We start from the raw sequence: 14,921 nt of genomic DNA, 5'->3' as shown, positions 1-14,921 counted from the left end.
GCGACGCGGGAGAGGACGCGTCTGCGCTGCTGCAGCACGACGGCCGAACCCTCCCACTGGTCGCGGGGAGGTATGTGCTCTGGCATGGAACACCACTCTCTGCTGAAGGATCATGAACCATGCGGGATGAAAGCACCGGCCGTCACCGCTGAGGAGTGAGATCTTCACGTTGCCCCTGTGGTGTGGGGGGCGCGGCTGCCGGTGCTCAGGGGGAGGGGTCGGAAGTGACGGTTTCCGCGGGGAAGTGGAAGGGGCTGCCACCGGGTGGACGGTGGGTGCCGGCGGGGCTGGTGCTGCTGGTGGCGGGGTCCGTCGCCGCGGTCGCCGTGGAGGAGGTCGCGGCGGCCGGGGGCGACCGCGGGCTGCTGGCGGGGCTGCCGCTGGCGGCACTGGTGGCGGTGCTGACGCTGGTGCAGTGCGAGCCGCCGCCGCGCCGGGTGCCGTACGGCTGGCGGATGGTGCTGCTGGCCGTGCAGGCCGTGCTGACGTACGTGCTGGTGGTGTCGCTGCCGGGCAGCTGGCTGGGGCTGACCGGGGTGCTGGCGGGCGCGGTGCTGTGCGCGCTGCCGCTCCCGTCGGCCGTGCCGCTGGCGGTGGCGGTGGTGTGCGGCGGCCCCCTGCTGGTGGCGGCGGGCTGGGTGGCGCCGCCGCCGGGCGGGGGCGTGGCGGCGGCCCTGCGGGCGGTGGTGACCGCGTGCGCGGTGTGCACGGTGGCGCGGCTGGCGATGGTGGTGGCGTGGGCGCACGGGGCGCGGGAGCAGGCGGCGCGGCTGGCCGAGCAGCGGGAGCGGCAGCGGATACGCCAGGACCTGCACGACCTGGTCGGATCGTCGCTGGCGGCCATCGCGGTGCAGGCCGAGTCGGTGCTGCGGGCGGGCGCGCCGGGGGGCGCGGGTGCTCCGGGGGGCGCGGGTGCTCCGGGGGGCGCGGGTGCTCCGGGGGCGGGCGCCCCGGGGGCGGGCGCCCCGGCCGGTGCGGGCGCTCCGGCGGGTGCGGGCGCTCCGGCGGGCGCGGGCGCTCCGGCGGGCGCGGGCGCGGAGGACCTGCGGCTCGCGCTGGCCTCGGCGGTGCGTCTGGCCCGGCGGGCCCACGAGGACGTGCGGGCGCTGTGCGATCCGCCGCCGGCCGGGCTTCCGGCTCCGGACGGGCTGTCGCTGGTGGACGAGGTGCGCCAGGCCGGCCGGCTGCTGGGGCTCGCCGGGATCGCCGTACGGGTGGTGGCACCGCCGCGGGTGGAGGCGGACCCGGCGGTGGTGGAGTGCCTGCGGGCGGTGGTGCGGGAGGCCGTGGCGAACGTGCTCCAGCACAGCCGGGCGGCGCGGTGCGCGATCAGCCTGGAGGCGGCGCCCGCCGGACTGCGCCTGTCGGTGCGCAACGACGGCGTGCCGGCGCCCTTGCCGGGGGGCGCGGGCGGCGCGGGGGCGCGCCGGGGGACGGGGCTGGTGGGGCTGCGGGCGCGGGTGGGGGCGCTGGGCGGAGCGCTCCGGGTGGTGGCGGAGGCAGGGGCGTTCACGGTGTCGGTATCCGTGCCCTGCGGGGTGCCGGGCGGGGCGCCGGGCGGGGTGCCGGGCGGGGTGCCGGGTGAAGCACGGGCAGAGGAGCGTGGCGAGGCACCGGCGGAGGTAACACTGAGCGAATAATCGATGGACTCCATAGTTATTCATGGTTCGGCAGGCTGGATCGTTCATTCACCTTGGATTCACCGCTGTTATGTCCAGAATAGACACATAAGATGCGATAGGTGAGTTTGGTGGGGTGGCCTCCTGTCTGCCATAGTCGGGGGCATACGACCCCCTCGACCCGGGCCAGGTCGTCGACGGCGCCGTCGGGCAACACCCCTTTTCGTCCGCGGCGCTTCCCGGAAGCCCCCGCGGCGCCCCACGACGGCGCGCAGGGGGCTTCCGCGTTTCCCGGCTCGGGTCCGCGCGCGGGGCGCGGGGCCCGGCGGGGCGCGGGACCGGGCGGGGCAGGGCGCGGGGGTCAGCGGTCGGAGACGCGCATCTCGAACCAGGTGTTCTTGCCGCGCGGCAGCAGGTCGACGCCCCAGCGGTCGGAGAGCCGGTCGACGAGGAACAGCCCGCGCCCGCTGACGTCCATGCTCCGCACCGGCAGCAGGCACGGCAGCCCGCGCGACGGGTCGCGGACCTCCACTCGGATCCGGCCACCCCGGCGGCGGGTCATCCGTAACCCGAAGGCGCGGGCGCCGGTGTGCCGCACGGCGTTCCCGACGAGCTCGGAGACGAGCAGGACCACGTCCTCGGCGATCTGCGGGCCGAGCCCCCAGGTCCGCATGACGACGCACTGGGCGAGCCGGCGGGCGATGGCGGCGGACTCGGGGCGCGACGGCAGCCGCACCTCCTCCACGGCCGGATCGCCGTACATCTCCAGGACCTTGAGGGCCTGTTCGTCATCCGCGGTGGGCGTCCATCTCTCCGCGGTGGCACCGCCGTACTCCCACGGTCGCTCCACACCATCCAGCCCCGCCATGCCCACCATGATGACCGCCGGGCGGTGACGGCGGGGCGGTTCCGCGGGAATCGGGTGGGCGGCGTCGGAGCCGGCGGGGGCCCGCCGAAGGCCGCTCCGGGCATATGACGGAGGCATCTCGCACCCCGGACACCCCCGCTGACCTGCGGATACACCGCAGGCCGCGAGGGTGCCGGAGATGGCCGACTCCAAGCCCCTCGGCGGTTCCACCAGGGGGCCTCAAACCACTCGGACGGGGGAACCGGGGGTGACGCCCGCCGGCCCCGCCGCGGCCGCCCGAGGTTCCGCCCCGTCCACCGCGGACACCGCAACAGGAGTGGGATCAGAGGAACTTGGCCTTGCCCGGCCCCTCCTCCACGAAGCTGCGCATGCCGCGCTCGCGGTCCTCGGTCGCGAACAGGCCCGCGAACCAGTTGCGTTCGACGGCCAGGCCCGTCTCGATGTCCGTCTCCAGGCCGGCGTCGACCGACTCCTTCGCGGCGCGCAGGGCGAGCGCCGGGCCCTGTGCGAGCTTCGCGGCCCAGGCGTGCGCCTGCTCGTACACCTCGGCGGCCGGGACCACCCGGTCGACGAGGCCGATGGCCAGCGCCTCGTCGGCCTTCACATGGCGGCCGGTGAAGATGAGGTCCTTGGCCTTGGACGGGCCGACGAGGCGGGCGAGCCGCTGCGTGCCGCCGGCGCCCGGGATGAGGCCGAGCAGGATCTCGGGCTGGCCCAGCTTGGCGTTGTCGGCGGCGATCCGGAAGTCGGCGCAGAGCGCCAGCTCGCAGCCGCCGCCCAGCGCGTAGCCGGTGATCGCGGCGACGACGGGCTTGGGGATGCGGGCGACGGCGGTGAAGGAGTCCTGGAGGGCCTTGCCGCGCACGACCATGGCCGCGTGGTCCATGACCTGCATCTCCTTGATGTCCGCGCCGGCGGCGAACACCTTCTCGCCGCCGTACACGACGACGGCGCGGACGTCATCGCGGCGCGCGGCCTCCTCGGCCAGCTCCTTGAGCCGGTCCTGGGTGGCGATGTCCAGCGCGTTCATCGGCGGGCGGTCCAGGCGGATGGTGCCGACGCCCGCGGAAACTTCGAGAGTCACTGTCATACGGGGCAGGTTAGCCGCCGTTAACGCCGAGGGGACCGGTGCGGTGGGTCACAGCACCGGCCCCCGTGGGGCGTTTCTCACCGTTCGGCTACTTGGTCCACTCCGACCACGGCATGTTCCAGCCGTTGAGGCCGTTGTCCGGCTGGATCTGCTTGTCCTTGGAGTTCTTCACCACGACCACGTCACCGATGATCGAGTTGTCGTAGAACCACGCGGCCGGGGTGGAGCCGTCCCACGCGCCGCGCACGTCCCGCAGGCCGACGCAGCCGTGGCTGACGTTGGCCGAGCCGAAGGTGCCGGCCGACGCCCAGTAGTTGCCGTGGATGAAGGTGCCCGAGGTGGACAGGCGCATCGCGTGCGGCACGTCCTTGATGTCGTACTCGCCGCCGAAGCCGACGGTCGCGCCGTTCATCCGGGTCACCTTGTACTTCTCGCTGATGACCATCTGGCCGTTGTACGTGGTGGTGGCCGGGGCGCCCGCGGTGATCGGGATGGTCTTGAGGGTCCTGCCGTCGCGGACGACGGTCATCGTCTTGGCGCTCGCGTCGACGGTGGAGACCTGGCTGCGGCCGATGGTGAAGGCGAACTTCTTGGCCTGCTTGCCGTAGACGCCGGGGCGGCCCTCGACGCCGTCCAGGTTCAGCTCGACGGTCACCTTGGTGCCGGGCTTCCAGTACTTCTCCGGGCGGAAGTCCAACCGGTCGTTGCCGAACCAGTGGCCCTCGACGGGCACCGCCGGGACGGCGGTCACCTTGATGCCCGCCTCGACGGCCTCCGGGTCGGTGATGCCGCGCGAGAACCGGATGGACACCGGCATGCCGACGCCGACCGTCTGGCCGTCCTCGGGCGTGTACTGGCCGATGAAGGTGTTCTTCGGCACGAGCGTCGTGAACGTGGTGTCCCTGGCCGACTCGCGGCCCTCGGCGTCCTCGGCGACGGCGTGCACCTTGTACCGGGTCGCCGCGGCGAGGTGCCTGACCGGCTGCCAGCTCGTGCCGTCGGCCGCCAGGGTGCCCTCGACGGGCCGGCCCTTGGAGTCGGTGACTGTGACCGTCGACAGCTTGCCCTTCTCCGCGGTGACCTTCAGCGAGCCGCTGGTCGGCACCGACTCGGCGCCGTCCTTCGGCGTCACGGTGACCACGGCCTCCGAGGCGGCGTTCGCCACCTGCCCCGCGCCGTTCTTGCCCGGCGCGCCCTTGTCGCCGCTCGCCGGGTCCCCGCCGCCGCACGCGGTGACGAGCAGCAGCAGTGTTCCGGCGACCGCGGTCATCCCCGCGCCCCGGCGGCGCCGGCCGCGCCCGCCCCGTACGACGGCTCCGGCCGACGCCCCCGATATCGGCTGCCCCTTCACGATGAACACTCCCCTCGCACGGTCCCGGCGCACCGCCGTCGGACCTGCACCCCCGCGTGCTGCACCCGCACGCACCGCGTTAGATAATCACACCGCCAGTTCCACCGAACCCACCGGATTGTCACCGTTCGGTCCCAAGTCGTTCACATGGCAACTTTCCCGTCCGCGCGGGTGCCGGGAGCGCGGCGCGGGCCCCCGCGGGACGGCCGGGGCCCGCGGGCTCAGCGCAGCGCGGAGCCGGCCTTCCACCGGGCCCAGCTCATGTTCCAGCCGCTCAGCCCGTTGCCGGCGGCCACCGTCCGGTCCCGCGAGTTGACCACCTCGACGACGTCGCCCACGAGGGTGCGGTCGAAGAACCAGCCCGCGGGCGAGTCGGCGCTGCCGCCCTTGACGTCCCGCAGTCCGACGCAGCCGTGGCTGACGTTCGAGGCGCCGAACACCGAGCGCTCCGCCCAGTAGTTGCCGTGCAGGAAGGTGCCGGACTCGGTGAGGCGCATGGCGTGCGGCACGTCCTTGATGTCGTACTCGCTCTTGCCGTCGGCGTCCGTGAAGCCGACCGTGGCGCCGTTCATCCGGGTCACCTCGTGCAGCTCCGTCACCACCATCCGGCCGTTGTACGTGGTGGTCTTCGGCGCCCCCGCGGTGATCGGCACCGTGGCCAGGAGGCGGCCGTCACGGCGCACCTCCATGGTGTGGGCCGCCGCGTCGACGCGGGAGACCTGCGAGCGGCCCACGGTGAACCGGGTGGTCAGCCGCTGCACGCCGTACACGCCCGGCGCCGCCTCCACGTCCCTCAGCCGCAGCTCCACGGTGACCCGCGTGCCGGGGCGCCAGTACCGCGCGGGGCGCACGTCGAGCCGTTCGGCGCCGAACCAGTGGCCGGCGACCTCGACCGGCGGGTCGGCGGTCACCCGGATGGCCCGCTCCACGGCGGCCCGGTCGCGGACGGGCCGGTTGAACCGGAAGGTCACGATCATCCCGGTGCCGACCGTGGCGCGGTCCTCGGGCGCGAAGTACGCGACGAAGCGCCGGTCGGGGACGCGCGTGGCGAACTCGGTGCGCCGGACCGTGCGCCGGCCGTTCCCGTCCACGGCGACCGCGTCCACGGCGTACCGGGCGGCGAGCGCCAGCCGCGTCCCCGGGCGGGGCCGCCAGCTCCGCCCGTCCGGCGCCACCGTGCCGGGCACCTCGGCCGCCTCCGCGTCGCGCGCCCCGCGCACCCGTACGGACTCCAGCCGCCCCTCCGGCACCCGCACCTCCAGCCGCCCGTCCGGCGGGACGTCCCGCGCCCCGTCGTGCGGGGCGACGCTGATCGCCTCGTCCCGGCCCCACCCGGCCTTCCCGCCGAGGCCCTCCAGCACCCCGCCCGCCCCGCACCCGGCGAGCGCGGCCACCGCCACCGCCCAGACCACCGCCGACCGGATCGCCGTCCGCGCCGCCGCCGACCGGACGGCCGTCGCCCGGATCGCCGCGGTCCGGGGCGCCACCGCCCGGTCCGCCGGCGACCGGTCCGCCGGCGGGGCGGTTCCGGGTCCGGTCCGGCGTCCCGTGCCCTCCGCGTCCCCCGTGCGGGCCGCCCCTCCCCCGGCGCTCGCGGCCACCGGGCTCCTCGGGCTCCTCGGGTTCTTCCAGCTCCTCAGGCTGCTCAAGCTCCTCATGCTTCCCACATCTCCCACGTTTCCCCGTCTCCTCCCACCGGCCGGTCGGGGGAGGCCGCGCGGACCGCTGTACGGGTCGTGTTCGGGGCGGGCCATGTTGGGAGCGGTGCCGTCCGGGCAGAACACCGACAGAGCACGGGGAGGACCGGAACGGGGGTGTCGGGAGCCCCGGCCGGTCGCCGGACGAGCCGCGGGAGGCCGGCAGGTGTCGAGCGCAGCCGAGCAGAGGCCAGTTCAGGGTGGCGACCCGGGGGCTCCGGACGCGCCCCCCGCCCCCCGCCCGGCGGCGGGGCGGGCCGGGCCGCCCCGGGCACGGCCCGCGGCCCGCACGGGGCCGGTGCCGCACACCGGCCCCGTACCGCACACCGGCCCCGTGCACCACACCGGGCCGGTGACCCACACCGGGCCCGGTGCCACCGCGGGGGCGGCCCCGCCGGCGCCGCCGCCACCCGTCTGGCCGGGCTCGCCGACCCCGCTCGGCGCCCGCCACCGCACCGGCCCCGACGGGGTGGCCGGGACCAACTTCGCGCTGTGGGCGGGCGGCGCCGAGGCCGTCGAGGTGTGCCTGTTCGACCCGGACGGCACCGAGACGCGGGTGCCGCTGACCGAGCTGACGCACGAGATCTGGCACGGCTTCGTACCGGGGGTGCGGCCGGGCCGCCGGTACGGGTACCGGGTGCACGGCCGCTGGGACCCGTGGACCGGCGCCCGCTGGAACCCGGCGAAGCTGCTCCTCGACCCGTACGCCCGCGCCGTGGACGGCGACTTCGACCGGCTGCCCCCCGAGGTGTACGGGCACGTGCGGGACTGGCCGGACCAGCACGTGGCGGACACCGTCCGCGACGACCGCGACTCGGCGCCGTACGTGCCCAAGGGCGTCGTGGTCCACGAGGCCGAGCCCGGCGACGAGTGGGCCGACGACCGCAGGCCGAAGACGCCGTGGGCGGACTCCGTCATCTACGAGCTGCACGTGCGGGGCTTCACCATGCGCCACCCCGGCGTCCCCGAGGAGCTGCGCGGCACGTACGCGGGGCTCGCGCACCCGGCGGCGGTCGAGCACCTCGTACGGCTCGGCGTCACGGCGGTGGAGCTGCTGCCGGTGCACCAGTTCGCGCACGAGGACCACCTGCTGCGCCGGGGGCTGCGCAACCACTGGGGCTACAACTCGATCGGCTACTTCGCGCCGCACGCCGCGTACGCCGCGACGGGCACGGGCGGGCAGCAGGTCGGGGAGTTCCGGCGGATGGTGCGGGCGCTGCACGAGGCCGGCATCGAGGTGATCCTCGACGTGGTCTACAACCACACGGCCGAGGCCGGGGAGCTGGGCCCGATGCTGTCGCTGCGCGGCGTCGACAACCGGGGGTACTACCGGCTCCAGCACGACGCCCGCCGGTACGCCGACTACACCGGCTGCGGCAACACCCTCCATGTCGTCCAGCCGCAGGTGCTGCGGCTCATCACCGACTCGCTGCGGTACTGGGTCACGGAGATGGGCGTGGACGGCTTCCGCTTCGACCTGGCGGCGGCGCTCGCCCGGTCGATGCACGACGTGGACATGCTGTCGCCGTTCCTCGCGGTGATCGCCCAGGACCCGGTGCTGCGGCGGGTGAAGCTGATCGCCGAGCCGTGGGACGTGGGCAGCGGCGGCTACCAGGTGGGCGCCTTCCCGCCGCTGTGGACCGAGTGGAACGACCGCTACCGGGACGCGGTGCGGGACTTCTGGCGCGGCGCCCTGCCCGACGTACGGGACCTCGGGTACCGGCTGTCCGGGTCGAGCGACCTGTACGCGTGGGGCGGGCGCCGCCCGTACGCGTCGGTCAACTTCGTCACCGCCCACGACGGATTCACCCTGCGGGACCTCGTGTCGTACGAGCGCAAGCACAACGAGGCCAACGGCGAGGACAACCGCGACGGCACGGACGACAACCGGTCGTGGAACTGCGGCGCCGAGGGCGAGACCGGCGACGAGGCGGTGAACGCGCTGCGCCGCCGCCAGATCCGCAACCTGCTCACCACGCTGCTGCTCTCCACGGGTGTGCCGATGCTGGTGGCGGGCGACGAGATGGGCCGCACGCAGGGCGGCAACAACAACGCCTACTGCCAGGACAACGAGACCGGCTGGGTGGACTGGTCGCTGCTGGAGGAGGGGTGGGCGCGCGAGCTGCTGGCGCTGGCCAGGCGGCTGCTGGCGCTGCGCCGCGCACACCCGGTGCTGCGGCGGCGGGCCTTCTTCTCCGGCCGCCCGCAGGGCGCGGACGGGCTGCGGGACCTGGCGTGGTTCACGGCGGCGGGAGAGGAGATGACGGAGGGCGACTGGTACGCCCCGGCGCGGACCATCGCCTTCTACCTGTCGGGGCGGGACATCCCCGGCCAGGACGAGCGGGGCGGGGCGGTGGTGGACGACAGCTTCCTGGTGGTCCTGCACGCGGGCGACGGGCCGCTGGAGCACCGGCTGCCGGGGCCTCCGTGGGCGGAGGGGTACGAGCTGCTCGTCGACACCTCGCGGGAGGAGCAGGAGCGGGCGCCGGGCGAGGTGTGCCGGGGCGGGGAGGCGGTGACGGTGCCCCCGCGGTCGGCGCAGCTGTGGCGGGTGACGGAGTGAGGGGGCGCGTGCCGATGGCGGTCGGGGAGGCACGGGGCGGCCGGGGGTGAACGGGGGTGGTCGGGGGGTGAACGGGGGTGGCCCGGGGTGAACGGGGCGGCCTGGGGTGAACGGGGGTGAACAGCGGGGCGTTCGGCGGAAAACCGCGTGAGCGATGTCAGTAACGAACCCTAGTCTCGGTCCTGATGTCTGCCTCCGCCTTCGCCCCCTCGCGCCCACCCGTCCCCAAGCGCTCCGCCGTGCGCTCGCTGCTGCGGCTGTGGCCGTACCTGCGTCCGGTGAAGGGGCGGTTCCTCACCGCCGCGCTGGTCGCGGTGGTGGCGTCCTGCCTGAGCCTGGTCATCCCGCTGGTCCTGAAGTGGATGGTGGACGGGCCGGTCGCCGACCGCGACCCGGACGGCGTGTGGCTCGGCGCGTTCGCCGTGCTGGGGCTCGGCGTGGTCGAGGCCCTGCTCTTCGGGCTGCGGCGCTGGCTGGTGGCGCGCCCCTCCACGGCGGTGGAGGCCGCCCTGCGCGCGGACCTGTTCCGGCGGCTGCAGCGGCTGCCGGTGGCCTTCCACGACCGGTGGGCTTCGGGGCAGCTGCTGTCGCGCGGCACGACGGACCTGTCGCTGCTGCGGATGTTCCTGGTGTTCCCGCTGACGTTCCTGTTCGTCAACGGTGTGACGGTGCTCGCCGGGTTCGTGGTGCTGCTGGCCCAGGAGTGGACGCTGGGGCTGGTGCTGCTGCTGCCGGTGGTGCCGCTCGTGGTGGGCTGCTCGCTGTTCGAGACGCGGTACTCCAAGGCCGCGCGGCGGGCCCAGGACCAGGTGGGCGACCTGACGACGCTGGTCGAGGAGAGCGTGCTCGGCATCCGGGTGGTGAAGGGCTTCGGGCGCCATCGCAGCCAGGCGCGGGCCTTCCGGGTGCTGGCCGGGCGGCTGCGCGGCACCGAGCTGCACAAGGCGCGGCTGCTCGCGGGGATCTGGGCGTTCATCACGACCGTCCCGGAGCTGGCGATCGGCGCGGCGCTGGTGCTGGGCACGGTGCAGGTGGCCGACGGGGACCTGTCGGCGGGGACGCTGGTGGCGTTCCTGTCGACGGCGCTGGCGCTGCGGTGGCCGGTGGAGTCGATCGGCTTCCTGCTGGCGATGAGCCAGGAGGCGGCGACGGCGACGGAGCGGTACTTCGAGGTGATGGACCAGGCGGAGGAGTCCGCCGGCCGCGCCCCGGCCGCGACGGCGCCCGCGCCCGCGGGGCCCCGGGACGCGGGCGGGTTGGTGTTCGAGGGGGTGGTGTTCCGCTACCCGGACGCGCCCGAGGGCTCCCCGCCCGTCCTGCGCGGGGTGGACCTGCGCGTCCGGCCGGGCGAGACGCTGGCGCTGGTGGGCGCGACGGGGTCGGGCAAGACGACGCTCACGGCGCTGGTGCCCCGGCTGTACGAGCCGACCGCCGGGCGCATCCTGCTGGACGGCGAGGACATCGCGGCGATGCCCCGCGAGCGGCTGCGGTCGCTGGTGGCGGTCGCCTTCGAGGAGCCGACGCTGTTCTCGGCGAGCGTCCGGGAGAACGTGCTCATGGGCGCGGGACCCGAGGCGGGTGACACGGAGCTGCGGCGCGCGCTGGAGGTGGCGCAGGCCCGGTTCGTCGCGGACCTGCCGCACGGGACCGCGACCGAGGTGGGCGAGCAGGGGCTGAGCCTGTCCGGCGGGCAGCGGCAGCGGCTGGCGCTGGCGCGCGCGGTCGCGGGCGGCCCCCGGTTCCTGGTCCTGGACGACCCGCTCTCCGCGCTGGACGTGCACACCGAGGCGCTGGTGGAGGCCGCGCTGCGGGAGGTGCTGCGGGACACGACGGCGCTGGTGGTGGCGCACCGCCCGTCCACGGTGCTGCTGGCGGACCGGGTGGCGCTGCTGTCGGAGGGCCGGATCGCGGCGGTCGGCACGCACCAGGAGCTGCTGCGGACCAGTGCCGAGTACGCGTGGCTGATGTCGGGTGCGCCCGCGGGCACGGGCGCGGCGGGCGCTGAGGAGGGCGGGCGATGACGGCTCAGGACCAGGCGCTGCGCGAGCACGAGGAACCCGCGGGAAGCGGGGAGGCCGCGCGCGCCGCCGACGGGAGCGGCGGGGCCGGCGGCCCCGCCGGACGGGACGGGCGCGACGGCCGGGACGGGGAGGACGGGCGGGACGGCCAGGGCGGGCAGGGCGGGCGGGACCCGTTCGACCGGGACGCGCTGCCCGCACCGAAGGGGGCGACGGGCGCACTGCTCCGGTCGCTGCTGGCGCCCCGGCGCGGCCGGGTGGCGGTGGCTGCGCTGATGCTCCTCCTCCAGCAGGCGGCCGTGCAGGCGGGCCCGCTGCTCGTGGCGTACGCCATCGACCGGGCCGTGCCCGCGCTGCGGCAGGGCGACCACGGGCCGGTGGTCGCGGTGGCCGCCGGGTACGCGCTGTGCGCGCTGGGCGCCGGGCTGTTCCAGTACGCCTTCGTCGCCGCGTCGGCGCGGGTCAACCAGGACGTGCTGCTCGACCTGCGGGGCCGGATCTTCCGCCACGCGCAGGCGCTGAGCGTGGACTTCCACGAGCGGTACACGTCGGGGCGGCTCATCTCGCGGTCGACGACCGATGTGGAGTCGCTGCGCGAGCTGCTGAGCGAGGGCCTGCAGGAGCTGGTCAACGTGGTGCTGTCGTTCGTCAGCATCTCGCTGATCCTGCTCTGGCTGGACCTGGGCATCGGCGCGGTCGCGGTCGCCTCGTTCGTGCCGCTGTACCTGCTGGTGCGGATGTACCGGCGCCGGGCGTCGGCGGCGTTCAGCGCCCGCTCCACCGCCATCGCCGCGGTCATCGTCAAGTTCGCGGAGACCATGAACGGCATCCGGCCGGTCCGGGCGTTCCGCCGGGAGCGGTCCAACGACGAGGTCTTCGGCGCGCTGAACCGCCGTCACGAGCGGCGCAACGGCGACGCGATCCTGGAGATGGCCCGGTACGTGGTGGGCTCCCGGCTGGTCGCCAACACGGCCGTCGCCGGCATGGTGCTGTGGGGCGCCTACCGGGTCGCGGACGGCACGCTGGCGCTGGGCGTGCTCGCGGCGGCCGTGCTGTACATGCGGCGGCTGTACGACCCGATCGACCGGCTGGGGATGTTCCTCAACGCGTACGAGTCGGCCGCCGCCTCCCTGGAGAAGATCGCCGGCCTGCTGGCCCAGCGCCCGACCGTGCCCGAGCCGGAGCCGGAGGCGGCGCGGGAGCTGCCGCCCCGACCCTCGGGGGCACCCGGCAGGGAGGTCGTCTTCGAGGGCGTCAGCTTCGCGTACCGGACGGGAGGCGAGGTGCTGCCGCGCTTCGACCTGACGCTTCCGGCGGGGCAGACGGTGGCCGTGGTGGGCTCGACGGGCGCGGGCAAGTCGACGCTGGCGAAGCTGCTGGCCCGCTTCTACGACCCGTCGGAGGGGCGGGTCCTGCTCGACGGCGTCGACCTGCGGGAGCTGCCCTCGCCCGAGCTGCGGCGCGGCGTGGTGATGGTGACGCAGGAGGCGTTCCTGTTCTCGGGGACGGTGGCGGAGAACATCGCGATCGGCCGGCCGGACGCGACGCGGGAGGAGGTCGAGCGCGCCGCGAAGGCGATCGGCGCGCACGACTTCATCGCGGCGCTCCCCGACGGGTACGACACGGACGTGCGCAAGCGCGGCGGGCGCATCTCGGCGGGGCAGCGGCAGCTGGTGGCGTTCGCCCGCGCGCTGCTGGCCGATCCGGGGGTGCTGATCCTCGACGAGGCGACCAGCTCGCTGGACATCCCCGGCGAACGGGCGGTGCAGCACGCGATGGACACGGTGCTGCACGGCCGTACGGCGGTGGTGATCGCGCACCGGCTGTCCACGGTGGAGATCGCGGACCGGGTGCTGGTGATGGAGGACGGGCGGATCGTGGAGGACGGCCCGCCCGAGCGGCTCATCGCCGGGGACGGCCGGTTCGCCGGGCTGCACCGGGCGTGGCGGGAGAGCCTGGTCGGCTGAGGCGGCGGGACCGGTCCGGCGCGGGGCGCACCGCCCCTGGGGCGCGGCGCGCCCCGCGGGCACCGCGCCTGGGGCGCGGCGCGGCCCTTGGGCCGCGGCATCCGGGCCGGACGCGCGGCGGCGGGTGCGGGGCGCGGCCCCCGAGCCGGAGGACCGGCGGCCCGGCGCGGCCCCCTGTCGAAGCCGCCGGGCCGGGTGCGGGGTGCGGCGGTTCGGGTGCGGGGTGCGGCGGGCGGGGTGCGGCGGGCCGGGATGCCCGGCGCCTCCGGGGCGCGCCACCGGGCCCGCCCGGGAGGCACCGCCCCGGGCCGCCGCGGCCGCCGCGGCGCACGCGGCACCGCACATCAGCCCGGCGTACCCGGCCCGGCGCATCCGGCCCGGCACATCCGGCCGGCGCCGGGCCGGGCCTCTCAGGCCCGCCCGGTGAGCAGCGCGGCGCCGATCCGGTCGGTCTCCTCGGGGCTGCCGCCCAGCCGGTGGACCAGCACCCACTCCCCGCTGCCGGTGACCGCCCCGGCGAAAGCGGAGGCGTGCCGGGTGGCGCCGTTGTGCCAGCGGATGTCCCCGGCCGTCTGCCAGGAGGGGGCGGGCTCGCCGAGCGCCCGCTCCACGAGCAGCCCGCGCACCACCGCCGCGAGGGCGCGGGGCGTGGCCCACAGGCCCCCGGCGGGCAGGATGGCCCCGTCCATGGTCCACGAGCCGCGCACCCGTCCGAGAAGGCCCCTCGCGCGCAGGGCCCGGCTCTCCGGCGGGGTCACCGCGACCGCGTCGGCGACGCCCAGCGGTTCGAGGACGTGGGCGCGCAGGAGGTCCGGATACGGCTGCCGCGCGGCTGCGGCGAGGGCGGCGCCCAGCACCGCGTACCCGAGGTTGGAGTACTCGGTGCCCTCCCCGGCCGGGCGCGTGGCGAGCCGGTCGAGACGGGGCAGCGTCGCGCCCAGCGCCTCGGCGGTGAACGGGGCGTACGGGTCGCGACGCGGCCCCAGGGCCGGAGGCAGCCGGGGCAGGCCGGAGGTGTGGTCCGCCAGGTGGCGCAGGGTGATGCCGGACGGGGGCGCGGCCGGCAGCCACCGCTCCACCGGGTCGTCCACGTCCAGCAGCCCCGCCGCGGCCATCCGGACGAGGGCGGTGCCGGTCAGGACCTTGGTGAGCGACCCGATCTCGACGAACCGGTCGGGATCGTGGCCGTGTTCGGCGCGCGGCTCCGCGCCGGAGCGCAGGACGCACAGCGGGACGGGGCGGGCGAAGGGGAGGAGGCTCACCGGCGGGCCCCCGGTCCCCAGGCAGCCGCGCGCACACCCGGCCGAAGGCCGCCGCGCCTATCCGGCCGGGCCACCGTCACCGCACGCGCACCGCGCCCATCCGCCGTCACCGCACGCGCACCGCGCCCGGCCGCACCGGCGCCCGGTCCCGCGTCCGATCCGGGCGCCGCGCGTCCGTCCGGGGGCCCGCCGGGGCGGTGGTCGGGGGGTGTGGACGGGCGGATCAGGGTGGTCACCGGTTTCCTCTTCTCGGTCTCGTGTTCGGACCCAAGTCTCACCCGCCCAGGGCCGATCGTGTGCCATGGGCCATTTCCGGCCACGCCTCGCCGCCACCCCGCCAGGGCCCCCATCGAGGGTCCCGGGCAGGGCGGCCCCCGCCGCCACGGCCCGTCCCGCACGCCGCGGGGACGGACCCGCGCCACCCGGCGACGATCAGCGCCGCGTACGCGTCACCACCCGGCCGCCCGGCGCCCGCCACGCCTCCCG

At 75.9% G+C, this 14,921-nt stretch carries 9 protein-coding genes; 4 read left to right on the top strand and 5 right to left on the bottom strand.

What is annotated here, in order from left to right; genetic code table 11:
• Positions 1–224 precede the first annotated feature (224 nt).
• Positions 225–1,640, top strand: coding sequence for a sensor histidine kinase (locus tag CP974_RS21735; RefSeq protein WP_150485845.1), 1,416 nt, complete (start codon positions 225–227; stop codon positions 1,638–1,640).
• 340 nt (positions 1,641–1,980) lie between these two features.
• On the opposite strand, the gene CP974_RS21730 is transcribed toward CP974_RS21735, so the two are convergent.
• The 4 genes from CP974_RS21730 to CP974_RS21715 form a co-directional block, all read right to left on the bottom strand.
• Entirely contained in the window at positions 1,981–2,487 is a 507-nt protein-coding gene (locus CP974_RS21730; RefSeq protein WP_031135159.1) for an ATP-binding protein, read from the bottom strand.
• 322 nt (positions 2,488–2,809) lie between these two features.
• Positions 2,810–3,577, bottom strand: a complete 768-nt coding sequence (locus CP974_RS21725) for an enoyl-CoA hydratase/isomerase family protein (RefSeq protein ID WP_031135161.1) — start codon at positions 3,575–3,577, stop codon at positions 2,810–2,812.
• An 88-nt stretch (positions 3,578–3,665) separates the two neighbouring features.
• The gene (locus tag CP974_RS21720; RefSeq protein ID WP_031135163.1) at positions 3,666–4,928 is read right to left on the bottom strand and encodes a L,D-transpeptidase family protein; all 1,263 of its coding nucleotides are present in this window, start codon (positions 4,926–4,928) and stop codon (positions 3,666–3,668) included.
• 221 nt (positions 4,929–5,149) lie between these two features.
• Positions 5,150–6,415, bottom strand: a complete 1,266-nt coding sequence (locus CP974_RS21715; protein WP_373366060.1) for a L,D-transpeptidase — start codon at positions 6,413–6,415, stop codon at positions 5,150–5,152.
• 376 nt (positions 6,416–6,791) lie between these two features.
• Between CP974_RS21715 and glgX the strand changes: the two genes are divergently transcribed.
• From glgX to CP974_RS21700, 3 genes are all read left to right on the top strand, one after another.
• A complete protein-coding gene (glgX, locus tag CP974_RS21710) occupies positions 6,792–9,188 on the top strand; it encodes a glycogen debranching protein GlgX (RefSeq protein WP_373276736.1) in 2,397 nt (798 codons plus the stop codon).
• Positions 9,189–9,373: 185 nt separating this feature from the next.
• Positions 9,374–11,209 (top strand): ABC transporter ATP-binding protein, encoded by a 1,836-nt coding sequence (locus CP974_RS21705; RefSeq protein WP_069978067.1) that lies wholly within the window; start codon positions 9,374–9,376, stop codon positions 11,207–11,209.
• Positions 11,206–13,173: an ABC transporter ATP-binding protein gene (locus CP974_RS21700; protein WP_166463174.1), complete on the top strand. Its 1,968-nt coding sequence runs from the start codon at positions 11,206–11,208 to the stop codon at positions 13,171–13,173. Before CP974_RS21705 ends, CP974_RS21700 begins: the two co-directional genes overlap by 4 nt.
• A gap of 410 nt (positions 13,174–13,583) precedes the next feature.
• Here the strand turns inward: CP974_RS21700 and CP974_RS21695 are convergent, their stop codons facing one another.
• Complete coding sequence (locus CP974_RS21695) at positions 13,584–14,435, bottom strand: serine hydrolase domain-containing protein (RefSeq protein ID WP_037939135.1); 852 nt, start codon at positions 14,433–14,435, stop codon at positions 13,584–13,586.
• Positions 14,436–14,921 lie beyond the last annotated feature (486 nt).

Origin of the sequence: Streptomyces fradiae ATCC 10745 = DSM 40063, assembly GCF_008704425.1 — a bacterium.
GTDB lineage: Bacteria > Actinomycetota > Actinomycetes > Streptomycetales > Streptomycetaceae > Streptomyces > Streptomyces fradiae.
The sequence above is the reverse complement of the archived record's forward strand: the minus strand, read 5'-3'. Positions and strand labels throughout refer to the sequence as shown.